Annotated in this window: 17 protein-coding genes and 2 tRNA genes; 8 read left to right on the top strand and 11 right to left on the bottom strand. The window is 54.6% G+C overall.

The window, feature by feature from the left end; translation table 11 throughout:
- Window positions 1-49 precede the first annotated feature (49 nt).
- A complete protein-coding gene (locus tag IEX04_RS17200; protein ID WP_096256220.1) occupies window positions 50-1027 on the bottom strand; it encodes an NAD(P)H-quinone oxidoreductase in 978 nt (325 codons plus the stop codon).
- Between the two features lie 62 nt (window positions 1028-1089).
- On the opposite strand from IEX04_RS17200, the gene IEX04_RS17195 reads away from it, so the two are divergent.
- A tRNA-Ser gene (locus IEX04_RS17195) sits at window positions 1090-1177 on the top strand.
- A 446-nt stretch (window positions 1178-1623) separates the two neighbouring features.
- On the opposite strand, the gene IEX04_RS17190 is transcribed toward IEX04_RS17195, so the two are convergent.
- The 5 genes from IEX04_RS17190 to IEX04_RS17170 all read right to left on the bottom strand — a co-directional run bounded on the left by IEX04_RS17190 (window position 1624) and on the right by IEX04_RS17170 (window position 5694).
- A complete protein-coding gene (locus IEX04_RS17190) occupies window positions 1624-2022 on the bottom strand; it encodes a hypothetical protein (protein ID WP_188687327.1) in 399 nt (132 codons plus the stop codon).
- A gap of 236 nt (window positions 2023-2258) precedes the next feature.
- Window positions 2259-2801 carry a hypothetical protein gene (locus IEX04_RS17185; RefSeq protein ID WP_188687326.1) on the bottom strand — a complete coding sequence of 181 codons (543 nt, stop codon included), beginning with the start codon at window positions 2799-2801 and terminating at the stop codon, window positions 2259-2261.
- Window positions 2802-2857: 56 nt separating this feature from the next.
- A complete protein-coding gene (locus IEX04_RS17180; protein ID WP_188687325.1) occupies window positions 2858-3052 on the bottom strand; it encodes a hypothetical protein in 195 nt (64 codons plus the stop codon).
- Window positions 3045-3227 (bottom strand): hypothetical protein, encoded by a 183-nt coding sequence (locus IEX04_RS17175; protein WP_188687324.1) that lies wholly within the window; start codon window positions 3225-3227, stop codon window positions 3045-3047. The genes IEX04_RS17180 and IEX04_RS17175 overlap by 8 nt, the downstream gene beginning before the upstream one ends.
- 457 nt (window positions 3228-3684) lie before the next feature.
- Window positions 3685-5694: an FAD/NAD(P)-binding protein gene (locus tag IEX04_RS17170; RefSeq protein WP_188687323.1), complete on the bottom strand. Its 2010-nt coding sequence runs from the start codon at window positions 5692-5694 to the stop codon at window positions 3685-3687.
- Window positions 5695-5832: 138 nt separating this feature from the next.
- Here IEX04_RS17170 and IEX04_RS17165 point away from each other — a divergent pair, with 138 nt between their 5' ends.
- Window positions 5833-7923, top strand: a complete 2091-nt coding sequence (locus tag IEX04_RS17165; protein ID WP_188687322.1) for a prolyl oligopeptidase family serine peptidase — start codon at window positions 5833-5835, stop codon at window positions 7921-7923.
- Between the two features lie 63 nt (window positions 7924-7986).
- Window positions 7987-8078 (top strand) — tRNA-Ser (locus IEX04_RS17160).
- 132 nt (window positions 8079-8210) lie between these two features.
- On the opposite strand, the gene IEX04_RS17155 is transcribed toward IEX04_RS17160, so the two are convergent.
- The 3 genes from IEX04_RS17155 to IEX04_RS17145 form a co-directional block, all read right to left on the bottom strand.
- Window positions 8211-8369 (bottom strand): hypothetical protein, encoded by a 159-nt coding sequence (locus tag IEX04_RS17155; protein ID WP_188687321.1) that lies wholly within the window; start codon window positions 8367-8369, stop codon window positions 8211-8213.
- A gap of 91 nt (window positions 8370-8460) precedes the next feature.
- Entirely contained in the window at window positions 8461-9387 is a 927-nt protein-coding gene (locus IEX04_RS17150; protein WP_096256209.1) for a hypothetical protein, read from the bottom strand.
- Between the two features lie 30 nt (window positions 9388-9417).
- The gene (locus IEX04_RS17145) at window positions 9418-11538 is read right to left on the bottom strand and encodes a RecQ family ATP-dependent DNA helicase (protein ID WP_188687346.1); all 2121 of its coding nucleotides are present in this window, start codon (window positions 11536-11538) and stop codon (window positions 9418-9420) included.
- 145 nt (window positions 11539-11683) lie between these two features.
- On the opposite strand from IEX04_RS17145, the gene IEX04_RS17140 reads away from it, so the two are divergent.
- The 4 genes from IEX04_RS17140 to IEX04_RS17125 all read left to right on the top strand — a co-directional run bounded on the left by IEX04_RS17140 (window position 11684) and on the right by IEX04_RS17125 (window position 15353).
- Window positions 11684-13108, top strand: a complete 1425-nt coding sequence (locus IEX04_RS17140; RefSeq protein ID WP_188687320.1) for a phosphomannomutase/phosphoglucomutase — start codon at window positions 11684-11686, stop codon at window positions 13106-13108.
- Between the two features lie 12 nt (window positions 13109-13120).
- On the top strand, window positions 13121-13594 hold the full coding sequence (locus tag IEX04_RS17135) for a hypothetical protein (RefSeq protein WP_096256211.1): 474 nt from the start codon (window positions 13121-13123) through the stop codon (window positions 13592-13594).
- Between the two features lie 9 nt (window positions 13595-13603).
- Window positions 13604-14056, top strand: a complete 453-nt coding sequence (locus IEX04_RS17130; RefSeq protein WP_096256212.1) for an RrF2 family transcriptional regulator — start codon at window positions 13604-13606, stop codon at window positions 14054-14056.
- Window positions 14057-14177: 121 nt separating this feature from the next.
- Window positions 14178-15353 (top strand): globin domain-containing protein, encoded by a 1176-nt coding sequence (locus tag IEX04_RS17125; RefSeq protein WP_188687319.1) that lies wholly within the window; start codon window positions 14178-14180, stop codon window positions 15351-15353.
- Window positions 15354-15426: 73 nt separating this feature from the next.
- On the opposite strand, the gene IEX04_RS17120 is transcribed toward IEX04_RS17125, so the two are convergent.
- Window positions 15427-16413, bottom strand: a complete 987-nt coding sequence (locus IEX04_RS17120; RefSeq protein WP_096256214.1) for an alpha/beta fold hydrolase — start codon at window positions 16411-16413, stop codon at window positions 15427-15429.
- The gene (locus IEX04_RS17115; protein ID WP_096256215.1) at window positions 16410-16937 is read right to left on the bottom strand and encodes a PadR family transcriptional regulator; all 528 of its coding nucleotides are present in this window, start codon (window positions 16935-16937) and stop codon (window positions 16410-16412) included. Before IEX04_RS17115 ends, IEX04_RS17120 begins: the two co-directional genes overlap by 4 nt.
- A gap of 161 nt (window positions 16938-17098) precedes the next feature.
- Between IEX04_RS17115 and IEX04_RS17110 the strand changes: the two genes are divergently transcribed.
- Complete coding sequence (locus tag IEX04_RS17110) at window positions 17099-18022, top strand: EamA family transporter (protein WP_188687318.1); 924 nt, start codon at window positions 17099-17101, stop codon at window positions 18020-18022.
- The last annotated feature ends 2 nt before the right edge of the window (window positions 18023-18024 follow it).

Below are 18024 nucleotides of genomic sequence, written 5' to 3'. Positions count from 1 at the left end.
CACGTGGTACTACCACAGGGTCACTTTACGCGAAGAGGGCACTAGTAAATCAAGCCCTAACTACAATTTTTCCCACATGCGTTCCCGAATCAAAATATTCATGCGCCGAGATCAGATCCTCAAAATCGAATTTTTTGGTGACGTTCAGGTGTAGTTTCCCCGAGCCCAAAAGCGGTGCGATACGTTGCGCGGTTTCGGCAACTATTGCGGTCTTTTCCGCTGCCGGGCGGGCACGAAGTGTCGTACCAATAACCCGAGCTCGCTTACCCATCAACGTGCCCAGGTCCAGCTCGGCCTTTGCTCCACCTTGCAATCCGATGATTACAAGGCGCCCACCGACGGCGAGCGCCTTGAGGTTCATCGCCAAGTATTTGGCTCCCACCACGTCAAGAATGAGGTCTGCTCCCTTTGCATCGGTCAGTTCGCGAATTCGTTGAAGTACGTCTTCTTCGCGATAATTGATCCCCTCGTCGGCACCCAACGATTTGCAATAGTCGATCTTCTCTTCTGAGGAGGCGGTGACGATCACCGTCGCCCCGGCATCCTTAGCTAATTGAATGGCCATCGAACCAATACCTCCGGAGCCACCGTGAATCAGCAACGTTTCGCCTGCTTGGAGCTGGCCTTCAAGGAAAATATTTGAAACAACAGTGGAAGCCACTTCAGGCAGTCCGGCCGCTTCGACTAAGTCCAGCTGTTCTGGAATATCCAGTAAGTGGGATGCATCCACGCTGACGTACTGGGCATATCCGCCGCTGGCCAACAGTGCCGCCACGTGGTCACCTTCTGCGAACCCGGTAACTTGCTTTCCGACCCTAGCGATAACGCCTGAAACTTCGAGTCCTGGAATATCGCTTTCCCCTGGAGGCGGCGGGTACACACCCTTGCGTTGCTGCACATCAGCACGGTTCAATCCGAACGCGGCCACCTTGATCAATACCTCGTGGTCAGCGGGCTCTGGAATAGGGCGAGTTTGGCTTTCAAGCACCTCCGGACCACCTGCGCTGGCGTAGATGTAGGACTTCATCGTGTTGCTCATCTGAGTCGATTCCTCTCTTGGCTTGTTCATAGCGTATAATTTTTCGGGTTGGATGGTTGTCCGAGCGGCCTAAGGAGCTGGTCTTGAAAACCAGTGTGCGGTAACCCCGTACCAAGAGTTCAAATCTCTTACCATCCGCAAATATGAAGCCCCTTATTTCCTTGTAAACACTGGGAAGTAAGGGGCTTTTTCTTTTCTATGCCCTTCCGTTTGAACACATTTTGAACACACTTTATTTTGATACGGCGTTATCCAGGGCTATTGCTACCGCGTCCATATCGTCATCAAACAGCTCAGCATAGACGTCTAACGTCATGGCTGCTGTACGCTGGGGCGCTCGACGGAAAGTTTGGATCCATGACCAAGGGCGCAATGGGTGACGCGGCCGGTTACTTGCTTGGAATTACCGGCAAACCGAATTACATGTATAGCCTATGCGGGGCCGGTAGTTGCACCGTCGCCTGGCCTAATACGAATGTAGTAAAGCAATGGCAGCAGTGGCTTAATTACAACCACGCTTAAGAAACAATATCCCCCGCGTCTCAATGGCGCGGGGGATATTTGCCGTTTAAGATGGGCGAACTCTATTTGTCGCTTGGCATATTTCGGCATTCGCGGGTCGCTTTGATTTTGCCGTTCGCGGTTGTAAATGTAGCTAAGAAATTTTCGTCGCTTTCATCTAATAGTGCGCAAGCTACCGAATCACCTGGAACGCGCAGGTCTAACGTTGTCCAGCCGTTCCCCTCAATGCGTACCGTAACCTCATTCTCGGAGGGCATAGACCACTCTAGGATCTTCACGAATTCGCCTTCTAAGCCGTGGTCAACTTTCGGGAGCATGACAACATGCCCGGCTTTGTAAGCGCCTCGGAAACCTTGAGAGTGCGCTTCGTTATATTCATCCCATTCGGCATATTCCTGAATCGCTAGTGCTTTCAATTCAGACGTTGCCCCGGTGAACTTTATCCCGGTATCAACGGGCACATGTGGCGCGCTCGACGTCGCGCTTGGAGTAACCTTTACAGCCTTTGACGTAGGCTCAGCGACCGATACAGCGACCGGCGACCCAGCGGGCACATGCGAAGGGCCGGGCGCGACCTCTAACGCCTTCGGAGTGCACCCAGTGAGCGCTAGGGCAGCGATAAGAGCGAGCGGGGCAAAACGTTTCACGGGATTCTCCAAGTCTTAACGAATAGAACGCGATATGCGTTTAAGTTTGGTTATGCGCAACTATTCGGCACTGCGTATTCATTGTTTCGCTCCATAATACGAGGCTTAGAGTTACCGTCTGATACCTCTACAAGTTTCAACTTTGGATTATCCCAACCCGCAGTATCCAATACGTTCATACCGAGAGCATCTAGATCACAGTTAGACCAATTCTTGTCTTTGACATTGATTGACAGCACCCCTGGATTCGGCTGGCTCCACGACTCGATGTAGTGGTGCGCAATCTTAGGGCTGAAATCGTCAAACGAGGATTTGGAATTGCCATTCAATAGCAGATTGATCATGTCATCTGCCCATGCTTGCGACTTATCTACGGCCGTTGTGGGAGTTGGCTTAGCGGTAGCTGTAGGTTTTGGCTTAGGCGTATTCATTGCCTGAACGATGGGAGTTCCCGCGTTCGCTTCGGCGGTTAGCTCTGCATCGTTTTTCAGGAACGTTGGACTCGTGGCGGCAAACACGAGCACGGCGACCAAAGCGACGAGCGCGGTTAGTACGCTAACGTTGCCAATGACGCGCTTAGTTGCATGAGACAAGATTTCCTCCAAAAGGTTTTGATACGAGTCTAACGGGCGCGGGTGACGGTTTGAAGCTACCCCTTATTGATTTGATAGACCCGAGCATTACTAAGCCCGGTAACTTCGCGAATCTTCGCGGTAGAAATATCTGGGTCTGCTATCGCCTCGCGCACAGCATGCGCCAATTCCTCAGCGGCGATTACTTGCGCCTTGTCAGCAACCGCCTTTTTATCGGCGGCCGCCTTCAAAGTTTCGAGCGTGCTAGTCATGCTTTACATCTTTTCGTATTAGTGCAATGCCAAACGCTAGCGCGATGACGTAAGCGACCCAGAGGGCGCTAAACGCTATCGGATAGGTTGAACCGCCAATAAAGGTCATCGAAGCAATAACTAGCGTGACGATTACTAGGGTTACAGGCAATTTGTGGTCTAGGACTTTTTTCATGGTGTTAGAGCCTTTTGCGGTGGGAATCAAGCTAATTCACCTAGTTCGATTCCCCTCAGTGACCCGGCAAGGAGAAAACATGCCGGGGTAACGGTTTGAAGTTTAGCGAACGCCGCCGACATTTAGGCAAAAGAAAATCCCCGGTGTTACCCGCACCGGGGATTCTCACGCCCGCCGAAACGGAACAGAAAGGAGTAATGCCAGCCTATCGAATCGCGCCGAGAATTAACAGCCTCAGCGGTTACCTTCCGGCAGTGGTCATAGGCTGATTCTTTGAACACATTTTGAGCACACTTGCCCCCAATTGACCGCTATTTGCTACTATCTCAGATGACGATAAATCGCGTGTTTTCGGTGTTTTCAAGCGTGAGGCTCAGCGGAAAACGGTTTCAAATCTCTTACCATCCGCGTAACAGTCTGGGCGGGTAGATCAAATGATCTACCCGCCCAGACTTTCTTATTTAGCGCTTCCTGCCAAGAGCTCTTCCAAATTAACTCCGGCCATGCGCGCAATTTCTATGACTATTTGCTCCGCATCGCGCAAGGTTTGCGCCGCCGGGTCTGTGGTGTCTCCCGCCTGAGCTGCAATGGCGGTGCCCCACTGTGCGGATGATAGTTGCAACCCGAGGACAAAGACTCCGCGGTGGGCCAAACCCTCTCCGTTGATGAGCCGATATGGCTCCCCAACAACATCAAATCCAGACCCTGTCATCCGCTCACCTTCCGCGTTGCGCCAGGTATGCGCACGTGCAACCTTTTCCGCTAGAAGTTGAGTAATCAGCGCCGTGTTGTTTTGCAATACTCGGTTGGCTGGCATCATTGCTTCACATAACACTTTGGCCTCGTAGACGTCAGTGTCGACCCATGGTGAGGAGGCGGTGAATTTGCCGCTCAGATCATTAAAACCAAATTCCGGCTCCGGCCCAATGAAGTGCACCAGTGAGGCGCGGGACAACGCCAGTAGCTGTTCGATCCGTTCTAGGGGCGGACCGGAAGACAACCCCTCGACCAGTGGTTCGAAGTGTGCCTGTACCTCTTCAATTCGCGACTGTTCGTCCAAGATCCCCTTAGTGACCAAATCCTTGATCACCATGCGCCCTGCGTTCATAGTCATGATCGCTCGTGACAGTGGGTCTGACAGTCCCCCAGCGCTATGCCGAGCGTTGCCAGCCAGATACTCTCGCACTGTCTGTTGATACTCCTCGTGGGAGCCAAAACCAATCTGGTCAAACGGTCGAGCTAGTGACGGAATATCTAACCAGCTTAGATGCGGGAATTGCTCAATGTAGGTCCGCAATTCGCTAAGCCATACTTGGTTTCCTTCGTGGTGCTCGGCTTCGAGGATATCTTCCACTCCAACCAGGAATGCCGTAGGGTCCTCGATCGTGTTGGCGGCTTCGATACTCGCACATTGTGAGTAATACGCCCACAAAATATCGCGGTGCAGCTGCGGCCAAATATGTCGGGAGAAACTTAGGGCTGCTTCTGGGTTCGAGCGACGGGCTTCGACGACTTTAATAATCAGATCCTCGGCATGGAAAAAGCGCAAGCTGATTTCGGCTGGGATGAATTCATCGACTACAGGTTTGCCCCAATACGGTGTTCCTCGACGCGAGGCTGCGATGAGTTGCGGTTCTTGTCCCGAGGCAATGTATTCAAAGCGTTGCCCGGGCTGGTCACTGACTTCCTTGAAGATTCCGCCACGGCCTAGGGTCAGCTCTGCCATTGCGTCAAAGAAATTAAGTCCCATGCCACGAAGGAGTGCGGGCTCGCCTGCGTGGAAATTCGAGTAATCGACGTCAGCCGGCACAGCGGGGGGCAGATAGATAGCTTCTGCCTGTTCCGCAGCGCGTTGTAACTGCTTTTGCCAGGGGTTCAATTCAGAGCTTTGGTGGCCTAAGGCCAGGACTACCGTATCGACTGTTACTTGTTCCGTACCGTGATTGGCAGGGCCCGAAACCTCGTACTCGAGTTGGTATCCAATACCTTGTGGTCGAACCGCGATAACTTCGGCAGGAACGTAATTCACCACAATGTTTGGATGTGCATCGAGTACCTGAACACAGGAGTCGTATACATGCTCTAGGTAGCATCCGTAGATTGCTCGTGGCGGATAGGTGCCGCGGCGAGTGTTGCGTAAGGTTGCAGCTTCCCGTTCATCTAGTGGATGTCCGTCGCCATGGTTGTCAACAAACTGCTGGAAGCTAAGTCCAGGCTCGGTCACGACTCGTTCTGGAGCCACCGTAGGGAATGAGGCTGGTGTATTCATCAGAAAGTGCGGAGACTGTTTAGGGCTCCATACGTGCCCGGAACCCGGGCGGTACGGGTCAAATACGGTCACACGCACCATCGTTGCTAGTTCAGGCACTTTGATGGCCAGTTTGGCAAGGCGTTCAATGACGCTGGTACCGCGCGGGCCAGCACCAATGATAGCGATGTTGTACTGCGGCTGGGTTTCTTCCGACAAGATGCTCACCTTCCAAGATTATTACCTCCTAGCAAATTCATGGGTCTGCTCTGGGGCCATCTCTGCAGCAACCGATCGGAACCTGCCGCCTACCACGTGACCGGTTCACTTCCGCGGTCCAATGCATAGACTGTGTTTATGACTTCATTCTCCTCCGATTCTCTGGCAACGACAGATCAATACGCTTGGCTCGAGGGCATCCATGATGCTGCCGCTTTAGATTGGGTACGCACTCAAACTCAGCGAACGGAGGCTGAACTTCACGATGAAGATTACGCCCAGAGTGTTGTGGCCATCCGTAAGGTTTTGGACTCGACGGACCGCATTGCGATGGTTACCAAACGTGGCGACTTCTACTACAACTTTTGGCGTGATGCCGAGCATCGGTTAGGAATCTGGCGTCGCACCACCTGGGACTCCTACTGCAGCGAGAGCCCTGTTTGGGAGCTACTACTCGATATGGATCAGTACGCCACTACACAGGGTGCACAGTGGCATTTCGCTGGGTCTTCATTCCTGCGCCCCACACCCGGTGAACCCCACCGTAAGGCCCTGATCAGGTTGAGCCCCGATGGTGGAGACCAGGTGAGAATTCGTGAATTCGACCTGGAAAATCTACGCTTCATCGAGGACGGATTTGACCTAGCAGTAGCTAAGACCTCGGCTAGCTGGATCGACGAAGACACCTTACTTGTCACCTCGGCCACCGACGAAACCAATACGACGCGTTCCACCTACGCTTCCACAGCACGAAAGCTAACCCGCGGCGCATCCTTAGCTGACGCCGACGTTGTTTTTGAAGTTGATCAGGAGCATGTGGCGGCATTTTGTTATTACGACTCAACTCCGGGTTTTGAACGTATCGTCACCACTGACGCCATCGATTTTTACAACTCCCACACCGGCATCATTGTCGACGGAACCCACCATAAAATTGACGTGCCCACCGATGTTCAGGTCAGTCTGCACCGCCAATGGGTACTCTTTGCGCCACAGACCGATTGGACGCATCAGGGCCAGCTGATCCCGGCAGGCTCCCTAGCGCTGAGCCACCTTGCTGATTTCTTAGACGATGGACGCATTGCACAAGTGGTGTTCGTTCCTGACGCAAAGACTTCCTTACAAGGGCTGGACTTTACCGCTAACTATTTACTCGTCTCGGTGCTGCATGATGTCGCCGCCCAGATTTTAGTCTTTGACCTGCGCAATAATTTTGCGCAGTCCACGTTGCCTGTGGAAGACCCGATGCTCAGCGTATCGGTGAGCGCGGTGGACGATGAGGACACGGCAACGGCCGACGACTACTGGATGACTATTACCGGTTTCACCACCCCGACCACGCTGCTTCGCGGTTCTGTCGGCGAACCGGCTACTGTGCTGAAGCGTTCACCAGAACGATTTGATGCCAGTGGTTTCGCGGTGACCCAACACTTTGCGCGTTCAAAGGATGGTACGCGTGTTCCATATTTTCAGATAGCCGATGCGCAGCTGGAACTCGACGGTGAAAATTCGGTATTGATGGACGGCTACGGAGGCTTCCAACACAGCATGACTCCTGGGTACTCCCCTGCAATGGGAGTTGGCTGGTTGAGCAAACGCTCAGCCAACGGGCGGCGTCCAGTTTATGTCATGACGAATATTCGCGGCGGCGGGGAATACGGGCCCGGGTGGCACCGGGCGGCATTACGCGAAAAGCGACACCGTGCCTATGAGGACTTTGCTGCCATTGCCGAAGACCTCGTGACCCGCGGTGTGACCAAACGTGAACGTCTCGCGGCCACCGGTCGCTCCAATGGTGGTTTGTTGATGGGCAATATGATCACCGGCTACCCACAGCTGTTTGGTGCCATCTCCTGCGGGGTACCGCTGCTAGATATGCGCCGCTATACCCAGCTCGCTGCCGGGCATTCCTGGATTGCTGAGTATGGAGACCCAGATGTTCCCGAAGACTGGGAGTTCGTGCGCACCTTTTCCCCGCTACACCGTTTGACCGATCAACCGCACCCCATCGAGGACTACCCTGCATCGCTGATCTGGACTACCACCACCGATGACCGTGTGGGTCCGTCACAAGCACGCAAGATGGCCGCAAAGATGATGGACCTAGGAATCTCCAATGTTCGTTACCATGAGCCCGAGAATGGCGGCCACGCCGGATCCACAGATAATGATTCCACTGCGCGAATGCTAGCTACTAGCTACGAATTCCTGTGGCGACAGGTACGTTAACACCCTCGTTTTGGAACACTCGGCTATGTTCAGGTAGGCTAGATTCTGCTGGAAACAGCGGATGGATACGTGCCAGAGCGGCCGAATGGGCTTCACTGCTAATGAAGTGTCGGGGTTAAACTCGACCGGGAGTTCGAATCTCCCCGTGTCCGCCAAAACCCCCTAGGAAACTAGGGGGTTTTACTTTTTCTCTTGGCAGTTCATACAACATGGTTCCGGGATGCGGTTTAACGCACTAACCCCCAAACTTCGGCATTTATTGCCATCAGTTCAGGGGTTTTCAAACTTTATTTCAGACCGCGTTCCACATCATGAGCGACCTCTTTGATGCGTTCTTCCGCTTCGCGCAGCTTCTGCGCTATATCTGCATTATGTTGTTCGTTCTGACGTTCATCGTCACCGATGGGCGGTACAGTCTGCTCCGTGTTCTTATTACTCGGTTCCATCGTCAGGTTCCTTTCGTGAGCGAAGACACAAGGCCGGTAGTCCCTCACGATAGCCAACTGTCTCTACCGAAGCAACGTTCAAATGCGAAACCTAGTCTTTGCGTTTCACGAAGGTGCGCAGCATATTCTGCACAATATCTTCGGGTAGTTGCGTGTGCCGCACGATAATCTCTGACATCCGTTCTAGATCAGTATCGGCGATAGCATCAAAGAGTGCTTCACGCTCCAGTTCGGGAAGATCTGCTGCGTCGAAGTGCACAGGACCTTCTGGGCCCTGACCTTCAAAACGGAAATCCGCAACGTTTCCGTGCGAACTTTGTCCCGCCATCGGCGAGGTCGAGATCATTCGTTCAAGGTCTTCGACGGGTAGTCCGGTGTGTCCATGAAGGATTTGCGCGGCACCGGAGAAATTCTCGTCGCGCAGCATCGAAAACAGTTGATCGTACTCGTTCGGAGGCAACTGTTCACTGGAGAACTCGTGCGATTCTCCCTCAACTTCAAATGCCATTTTAAAATGTGTGGCATTCTGTTCCTGCTCCGAGCCGAACTGGTTACTCCACTCTTCGGGCACCACCCAGAGGTCATCAGACTTTTCCAGGTCGACGTCCGGCGCTACAGCACCAGAAGTCGCTACCCCTGAGTCGTCGTCAGAATCGGTGATCTGCGCTTCGAGTTTGTCACGAAGCGCCTGAATCTCGGCTTCGTCTACCGGTAGTTCTTTGGCCGGAGCAGTCTGCGGGTAAGCGTCAAGGCTACGCACGGCAATCACACAGTTTTTGACGGTGTCACCGGTGACGGCACGGTAGTTCTGAACAGCACCCATTACGTCGCCTTTAGCGAGGTTGCGGTAAATCGCCTTGCGGGAGGTGTCATCCAACTTCGCATTTGCTTCCTGCGCCGCCTCGCGGTTAATGGCTTGTGAAATCTGTGCCGTATTTTTCTTCCGGACAGACTGAAGCCACACGTATCCGAGGGCAACAACAGCAATAGCAACAACGAGCCAGATGACGATCTCCATATCTCCAGACTACTTTGTTTAACTGTGCGATTATCCTGCTATGCCCAGAGTGAAAGGCAAAACACCCGGTGCCCCAGCAATCCGTACTGCCCGACCGGCCATTGCCAAGGACCAACGCGAGTCAGCCAAATCATCAACGAGCATCACCGGTCCCGGTGCTGTCGCCAGCATTTGATCGATTTGTGCAGGGATTTCAAATGCATCAGCCACCGCGGCAATGCGGAAGGCCGAATTGCCGCCAGGACCACCCTGTGGAGGTGCCCCACGGTACTCAAGCTGGCCCAAATAGCGAAGCTGACCAATCTGGGCCAGCCCCTGCGCTAGCGAAGTAATCAGCTGTGGGCGCTTGGTTGAAGGCATCGCCAAGACTGCTACTGGTCGTTGTTCCCAATTCCATTCGGCCAGCACCCTGGTGCAGGCTTCAAGCATCGCCGGGTCAACTGGATTATCCACCGGGTCAGCGAATAGTTGACGCAGTCTGTTGCCCCACCCCAAATCTGTCAGTCGCGCCAACGCACGTCCGGTGGATAATTGCTCATCTACCGGGATTTTCCCTTTTAGAGAATGTCCCAGGCGTTGTAGGCCAGACGGATAGAGCTTGCGAGGTTCAATTTGGACACCAGCCCGAACCAGAGCTGCTTGGGCGTTGTCTTTTGACTCGTCTGGAATGTGGTCATCGAACCATGTTCCGGCACAATTGTCGCAACGTCCGCAGGGCGCCGACTTTGGGTCATCCAGTGCCTTCGTAAGAAATTCCATGCGACAGCCACGAGTATTCTCATAATCGATCATCAGTGTCTGTTCGTGCACCCGACTCTGTGCCACACGCTTGTAGCGTTCTGCATCGTAGGCCCAAGGCATGTCGGTGCGCATCCAACCTCCGGCTACGCGTTCCAGCGCCCCGTCGACAGCCAGGACTTTCAGCAGCAGTTCTAACGGCGACCTGCGCAGGTTAACGGCACTTTCAAGTGCTGGAACGCTCATTGCTCCGTCGGTTTGCCCTAGAGCTTGCAGTACTTGATTCGCGCGTTGCTGATCGGGCATGGAACTGGTGGCGAAGTACTCCCAGATTTCGGAATCATCTTGTCCTGGTAGCAAGAGGACGTCGGCATCGATACTTCCACGACCTGCACGGCCCACCTGTTGGTAGTAGGCCACCGGTGAACTGGGCGCCCCGACATGGATAACAAATCCTAGGTCTGGCTTATCAAATCCCATTCCCAACGCACTAGTAGCGATCAAGGCTTTTACTTCATTGGCTTTCAGCGCTTGTTCTAGCTTTTCGCGTTCTTCTAGGTCGGTACGTCCGGTATAGGCGGCGACCGGATGACCGGCATCGCGTAGCAACCGTGCAATATCTTCCGCAGCCGAGACGGTCAGCGTGTAAATAATACCCGAACCGTGAAAATCATTGATGTGGCTGAGCAACCAAGCCAATTGCATACGTGGCGAGGGCAGACGCAGTACGCCTAACCGCAACGAGTCACGGGCCAGTGTGCCACGTAAGGTGAAGACTTCCTGAGTTCCGCCGGAGAGCTGCTCTGCGACGTCTTGCACTACGCGTGTGTTCGCAGTTGCGGTGGTAGCGAGCACCGGAAGTCCCTGTGGCAGACGATTTATCAAATCGCGGATGCGTCGGTAATCGGGGCGGAAGTCGTGACCCCAATCGGAGATGCAATGCGCTTCATCGATCACCAGAAGTCCCAGACGCTTCATCAGCATTGGAAGTTGGTGCTCACGGAAAGAGGGATTGTTCAGTCTTTCTGGGGATACCAGCAATACGTCAATTTCATCGCGTTCCAGCTTTGAAAGAATTTCGCGCCATTCAAGCACGTTGGCCGAGTTGATGGCAGCTGCCCGTACTCCGGCACGTTCGGCCGCGGCCACCTGGTCACGCATCAGAGCTAGCAACGGAGACACGATGAGGGTCGGTCCATAGCCTTGCTGACGGAGCAACAACGACGAAATGAAATAGACCGCGGATTTGCCCCAGCCGGTACGTTGCACCACCAGCGCCCGACGGCGTTCTTGGACCAGCGCGCTAATCGCTTCAAACTGGCCGTCGTGAAACTGCGCCTCTGGGTGCTGAACCAGGGCACGCAACTTCTGCAGCGCGAGATTCTTCAGATCGTTGTGCTCGTTGGCTTCCATGGTCATAGTATTTCAGTATCGGCCGACGTTTGGCTTGCCTCACGGCACGCATTGGGGACAACCGCGGGTAAGTGTAAGCCATTTCCCATGTACTAACTGGCCATTCGCCACCATCTCGTAGCAGCAAACCGGTAGTCTGAATGCTGTGAGTGAAGAAATTGACCTGAACCAAAGTTTCAAGGCCTATGACGTGCGTGGCGTAGTTGGCGAAAGCATCAACGCCGAAGCAGTCGAGGCCATTGGCGCCGCTTTTGTCGACGTGTTGTCCCTGGCTGGGAAGGACGTCCTAGTTGGTGGCGATATGCGCCCGACCAGCACGACCTTCGCGCAGGCGTTCGCCCGCGGCGCCACCTACCGTGGCGCGAACGTGGTGATGCTAGGACTAATTTCCACAGACGAACTTTATTTTGCTTCTGGCAAGCACAATGCTGCCGGGGTGGTGTTTACCGCCAGCCACAACCCGGCCCAGTACAACGGCATTAAGATGTCTAAGGCCGGCGCCCGTCCGGTCTCTTCGGACACCGGACTATTTGATATTCGCGATCTGGCTCAGCAGTACCTCGATGAGGGATTGCCGGTGTCGGGCGACGGTGAGCAGGGGCGCATCAGCGAGCGCGACGTCTTGGCAGATTATGCAGCGTACCTGCGTGAATTAGTTGACTTATCGACGATTCGTCCGCTGAAGCTTGTAGTGGATGCGGGCAACGGTATGGGTGGTTTGACCACTCCTGCGGTGCTTGGCGATACTGTTCTACCCGGATTACCGCTGGATATTGTGCCGTTGTATTTTGAACTTGATGGTACTTTCCCGAATCACCCGGCGAATCCGCTGGAACCGGAAAATCTCAAAGATTTGCAGGCCGCGGTGCTGGCTCATGGGGCGGATCTGGGTCTGGCATTTGATGGGGACGCGGATCGTTGCTTCGTGATCGATGAGCGTGGTTTGCCGTTGTCACCAAGTGCGATTACCGCATTGGTTGCGGTGCGTGAAATCGCTCGGGTACAGGCCGAGGGCGAGGAACATCCGGTGATCATTCACAACTTGATCACGTCCAAGGCCGTGCCTGAATTTGTTGAGAAGTCTGGTGGCGTGGCGGTGATGACCCGTGTGGGTCACTCATTTATCAAGGCTGAAATGGCTGCACAGGGTGCGGTGTTCGGTGGTGAGCATTCGGCACACTATTACTTCCGTGATTTTTACAATGCGGATACCGGCATTCTTGCCGCGATGCATGTGCTGGCCGCGCTGGGTGGTCAGGATCTTCCGTTGTCGGAACTGGGCCGAGAATTTGAGCCGTATGTTGCTACCGGTGAGATTAACTCCGAGGTTGAAGATAAGGCTGGGGCTGTTGCCCGCGTTGTCGAGCATTTTGCTGGTCAGCCGGTGGATGTCACGACGCTGGATGGCACCACGTTTACTGCCAAGGATGGTAGCTGGTGGATCAACTTGCGTCCGTCGAATACCGAACCTTTCCTGCGCTTTAACGGCGAAGGTGCCACGGCACAGATTATCGAACCAATTCGCGATACGGTTTTAGCAATCGTGCGTGAAGCACACATCACCAACTAAGGGGTTAGCACCGTGAATCTCGAAGATCTCGACGAGTCCGTTAAGGACGCATTGAACAAAGTTTTGGGCACCGCACTAGGTGTGGCCCGCGAACAGCTTGAGGAACAGGGTGTCTTCCTGCCTTTCGCCATCGCTTTGGAACCTAAGGAAGCCGATGGCGAGCCTGAACTGCGTTTGATCGCCGTTCCGCCCACGGACAATCCTGAAGATCCGGATGCTGACATTGATACCGAGGCGATGGCTGCGGATCTAGTACAGGTACTGAACGAGCAAGGAACTCACTTCGAAGCGATCGCTATCGCCTCGGATGTCTTGCTCGAAGCCGATGACCGCGACGCTATTCATGTGGTCGCTGAGCACAAGGTCGGTGCCGCACTAGCGATCGTCCAGCCATACTCGATGCCAGCCGAGCCTGGTGGCGATTGGACCTTCGAGGAGCCTTCGGCGGAGTCCGCCGAATCTATCTGGGCCAACACACAGCAGTAGACTGGGTTTATGAAACTCAGTGCCTTCGCCGACGTGTGCCTACGAACCGTGATGGTTCTAGGCGCACCCGGTGTCGGCCAATTGACCAGTCGTGAGATTTCCGAACTGGTCGGTGTCCCCTATAACCATGTGGCCAAGGCAGTCGTAGAATTACGTACTTTGGGACTCCTGGAGGTCACTCGCGGTCGCCATGGCGGTGCGCAAATCACCGAACGTGGTTTGGCCTATTCAGTCGGTACACTCTTGCGCTCGCTGGACTGGCGCGAAGATGTGGTCGACTGCACCACCCATGACGCAGTGGGAAATTGTCCGCTCTCGGCAGGGTGCCGTTTACGTTCGGCATTGAAGAGCGCCAGAGAGGCTTTTTACGCTTCACTAGACTCTTTAACGGTCACAGATATTTGTGAGAACTCTCCTGCGATCACGTTGTTGCCCTTCCCCACCGTGCGTCATAACGCGTAATCAACGCCTAAAATCCCGATAGCGGGACCTTCGATTTGCATTCTTCTTCTACGGGGCGTAGAACTTAACTCATAATCTTGCATTTTAAATACAAGATACATTTACCCTCTAAGGAGACAAGATGCTTTCAACCCAGTCCCGCCCAGTCATCGAAGCGACTCTGCCGATCATTGGCGCTCGCATCTCCAGCATTACCCCAAACTTCTATGACCGTCTCTTTGCCGCTCACCCACAGCTGCTCGACGGAATCTTCTCCCGCTCAAACCAGAAAAACGGAACCCAGCAGCAAGCACTGGCCGGCTCCATCGCGGTGTTCGCCACCCACCTGATCAATTCACCAGAAACTCTGCCAGAAACGATGTTGGCACGCATCGCCCACAAGCACACCTCACTGGGTGTCGTCGAAGAGCAGTACCCCATCGTGTACGAGCACCTCTTCGCCGCCATCGCCGAAGACCTAGGCGACGCGCTGACCCAAGAGATCGCAGATGCCTGGAGCGAGGTCTACTGGCTGATGGCTCACGCACTGATCAAGATCGAAAAGGGCCTCTACTCACAGCAGGCAAACGACGTCGTTTACAGCCAGTGGAAGCTCGCCGAGCGTACCGAAGAAGCCAACAACTCCGTCACCTTCAGCTTCGAACCAGCCGACGATATTGTCGCTTCGACCGCCAAGGCAGGACAGTTCGTTTCGGTTCGCATGCCGATGACCGATGGTTTGCGCCAGGTGCGCCAATACACCCTCAGCGGGGATGTCGAGAACACCGCACGCCGCACCGTAACCGTGAAGCTTGATGTGGATGGCGAGTTCACTCCGGTCATGCACAATTCGCTGAAAGTTGGCGACATCGTTGAACTTTCAAACCCCTACGGTGACCTGACCATCGATGAGTCCGGAGCACCACTGGTGATCGCTACCGCAGGTATTGGTTGCACCCCAAGTGCCGCAGCGCTGAGCACCCTGGCAGCACGTGGCTCCACCCGCAAACTCACCGTATTGCACGCCGACCAGGAATACACTGCCTGGCCACTACGTGAGCAAATGATCGAGTCGCTGAGCAAGCTGCCACAGGCCACGCTGAGCACCTGGTTCGAACGCGGCGAACTGCCAGAGCACATCGAAGCCAAGTCCGGTTACATGGATCTCAGCGATAGCTTGACCGCCGACAGCCACGTCTACCTGTGTGGCCCGCTGCCGTTCATGCACGCGGTACGCGGCCAGGCTCTAGCCGCCGGTGTCCCTGCCCAGCACATCCACTATGAGGTCTTCGGCCCAGATGTATGGCTAGCAGCCTAACCATAAACTAGCTAAGCGCGACGCAGATTCGAATTATGGGGGAATCTGCATCGCGCTTAGCTATATTTAAAGGCTATTTATTTTTGTTCGGCTTCGGTATTTCTGGCTTACGCTTGGGAACCGCAGGTTTAGGATCAACCTGGCGCGGCTGACTTTCAGCCGATTCTGGCTGTGCACCTGACAGCTTCGTCGGCTTAGCTGGCTTCTCCTGTTTTGCCGCCTGTGGGTCCACTAAAATCTGATGAATGCTCGCGTCGCTGATCCACCGCCGCACTACCGAGTTGAACAGTAGCGGGTTCTCAATATTCCACTGGTGGTGCATGCCTGGCACGACCCGAGTTACCGCCTGCGGAAGGCCATGGCGTAACGCTTCAAAAGACTTCTGCACATGCTTAGGTTCCTTGCCCCCTGCCAATGCCAGCACCGGCCCACGATAGTTTGCCAGCTTGTCGGGAAGTCCGCCGGGATCCAGATCATCCATGATGGCGCGTAAATTCTCTGACTTCAGCAGCACACCATGTTCTGCGAACAACTCCCGTTCGTCATCCACCATGCCATAGGCGCCGGCCTGGAAACGCCAGTACCATTCACTGCCAATCAGTTTCAGCGCCATCCGGTTCATTGCGCGTGCGGCTGCCGGCACGCCGGTGACCGGGGTACCTGTCAGCAGCAAGGAATCGACCAGTTCTGGATGTCGCGCAGCCACATGCAGGGCAATCACCCCGCCTAAGGAAATACCTACCAGGTGCACCCCACCTTCGGAGACCTCATCGGCGATAAGCGCCGCCACGTCATCGGCGGCCGAGTCTAAACCCTGCCAAGTCTCTTCGCTGCGCGCGCCGAAAGCGGGAAGATGCAAGGTCAGCACATTGAAGTCGCCAAAGGCTAGAACCTGCGGATCCCAGCTCCAATTACCAACATTTCCGCCATGTAAAAAAACCAGCGTTTGGGCGGGTTTATCTCTTCCGGACGCACGACGTGCTGGATGTAGTTCGGGATAGTCGGTTGCGTCCCTGCTGAACTTCTTCTCAGTGGAACCGGCGTCTTTGCCTGGTGTCATGGCAGATGCTCCATTACTGCGTCAAGCCATTCCAGCTCGGCGGCCTGCTGTCGAATTGCATGGTCCAAGGTGGCGGCCATGAGGAAGCTGCGGCGATCCGCCGCCGCTCGCATGTCGATGCCTTCACGTTGGGAGAGATAGTCATCTAAAACGGCCTGAGTTTTGACCCGACGTTCGGTCAGAAGCTGATCAATATCCTCACGGGGTAGCTCGGCCGCGAAAAATACCTGTCCCATGAAGGGGTCCCGCTCAGTGCCCTGGGCCGCTCCGTCGGAAAGCCATCCAACCAGGGCCTGCCGACCGGCATCGGTAATGTGATGCTCTTGGCGGTCAGGATAGTTTGACTGCGCCACAGTGGTCACCGTCGCGTAGCCCTTATCAACTAGCTGAGCCAACGTGCGGTAGATCTGCGCTTTATCTGCGTTCCAAAAGTGATTAATGGAGGAGTCAAAATGTTTCTTGAGCTCATAACCAGTCATCGGTGCCAAACAGAGCAACCCTAGGATCAATCGTGCCAAAACCATGGATTCATCTTTTCATATTTAGTTGATTTTGCACCCACTTACTTGGCCGTAGCCACGAACTGAACCCAGATTGTGACAATTTTCCGCCGTATTCTTGGCTAACTGACCTGCATACTCTTCAATCAGAGAGTTCCCCAAACTCAAAAAGGTCGCCTCACGCCATGAATTCTCAGCCCGCAAAACAAATTGCCAGCCTCCCACCAGCAGGTGGGCGAGCAGCATTATTTGTGCTGGTTGGTTCCATCGGGGTGCAAAGCTCTTCGGCAATCTCGGCTTCCATGTTTGCTTCTCTAGGCTCCCCCGCAGTCAGCTCGTTACGACTAGCTTTGGCTGCCGTAGTCTTATGGCTTTTCTTGCGGCCAACCTTGCGCGGAAGGAACCGCGCAAATTGGTCCGCAATCATTTTCTACGGCGTCGTGATGGCCGCGATGAATCTGCTGCTTTATAAGGCAATCGAACACCTGCCCCTAGGGATTGCCGTGACGCTGGACTTCCTGGGTCCGGCGGTAGTCGCTTTGGTGTTCTCTCGGCGCTTGCGTGAAGCCGCCTGGGCTTTGCTCGCCTTGGCTGGAGTGATTCTCATCGCCGGACCCGGAGGTCACTTTGATGCGGTGGGCTTTGCCTTTGGACTCGGTGCGGGCCTTTGCTTTGCGCTCTACACACTGCTGGCAGAAAAAGTAGGTAAAGCCGACGATTCTTCGGTCAGTTCCTTAGCATTGTCCGTGTCCATTGCCGCCCTCGTTTCACTACCTTTTGGTACCCCTAAAGTGGCCGAAGTTTCCGCGCCTCAATGGGGTTTATTGGCGCTGAGCGGCGTTATAGGTGTAGCAATCCCCTATCTGGTCGATACGTTGGCGGCCCGAATTTCCTCGGCTCGTGTGGTGGGCACCTTATTTGCCATCGATCCGGCGATGGGGACACTCATCGGATGGCTGATTCTTGGCGAACAGCTGGGCTGGTTGTCGTTGCTCGGTATTCTTTGCGTAGCGCTGGCCGGTGCCGGGGTGACCTGGTTTGCGGCCAAACCAGCGGGACCGTTACAAGAGGTGTCCGACGATAATCAGGTGACACCCCCGGAGAGCTAAGA

This window comes from Glutamicibacter ardleyensis, assembly GCF_014644555.1.
Lineage (GTDB): Bacteria > Actinomycetota > Actinomycetes > Actinomycetales > Micrococcaceae > Glutamicibacter > Glutamicibacter bergerei.
This window is presented reverse-complemented; position numbering and strand designations above follow the sequence as displayed.

Excerpts from the sequence above, each read along its gene's own strand:
- IEX04_RS17120 (WP_096256214.1), bottom strand. The coding sequence starts at position 16,413 with ATGACACCAGGCAAAGACGCCGGTTCCACTGAGAAGAAGTTCAGCAGG.
- IEX04_RS17110 (WP_188687318.1), top strand. The coding sequence starts at position 17,099 with ATGAATTCTCAGCCCGCAAAACAAATTGCCAGCCTCCCACCAGCAGGT.
- IEX04_RS17145 (WP_188687346.1), bottom strand. The coding sequence starts at position 11,538 with ATGGAAGCCAACGAGCACAACGATCTGAAGAATCTCGCGCTGCAGAAG.
- IEX04_RS17200 (WP_096256220.1), bottom strand. The coding sequence starts at position 1,027 with ATGAAGTCCTACATCTACGCCAGCGCAGGTGGTCCGGAGGTGCTTGAA.
- IEX04_RS17165 (WP_188687322.1), top strand. The coding sequence starts at position 5,833 with ATGACTTCATTCTCCTCCGATTCTCTGGCAACGACAGATCAATACGCT.
- IEX04_RS17175 (WP_188687324.1), bottom strand. The coding sequence starts at position 3,227 with ATGAAAAAAGTCCTAGACCACAAATTGCCTGTAACCCTAGTAATCGTC.
- IEX04_RS17155 (WP_188687321.1), bottom strand. The coding sequence starts at position 8,369 with ATGGAACCGAGTAATAAGAACACGGAGCAGACTGTACCGCCCATCGGT.
- IEX04_RS17130 (WP_096256212.1), top strand. The coding sequence starts at position 13,604 with ATGAAACTCAGTGCCTTCGCCGACGTGTGCCTACGAACCGTGATGGTT.
- IEX04_RS17115 (WP_096256215.1), bottom strand. The coding sequence starts at position 16,937 with ATGGTTTTGGCACGATTGATCCTAGGGTTGCTCTGTTTGGCACCGATG.
- IEX04_RS17180 (WP_188687325.1), bottom strand. The coding sequence starts at position 3,052 with ATGACTAGCACGCTCGAAACTTTGAAGGCGGCCGCCGATAAAAAGGCG.
- IEX04_RS17125 (WP_188687319.1), top strand. The coding sequence starts at position 14,178 with ATGCTTTCAACCCAGTCCCGCCCAGTCATCGAAGCGACTCTGCCGATC.
- IEX04_RS17150 (WP_096256209.1), bottom strand. The coding sequence starts at position 9,387 with ATGGAGATCGTCATCTGGCTCGTTGTTGCTATTGCTGTTGTTGCCCTC.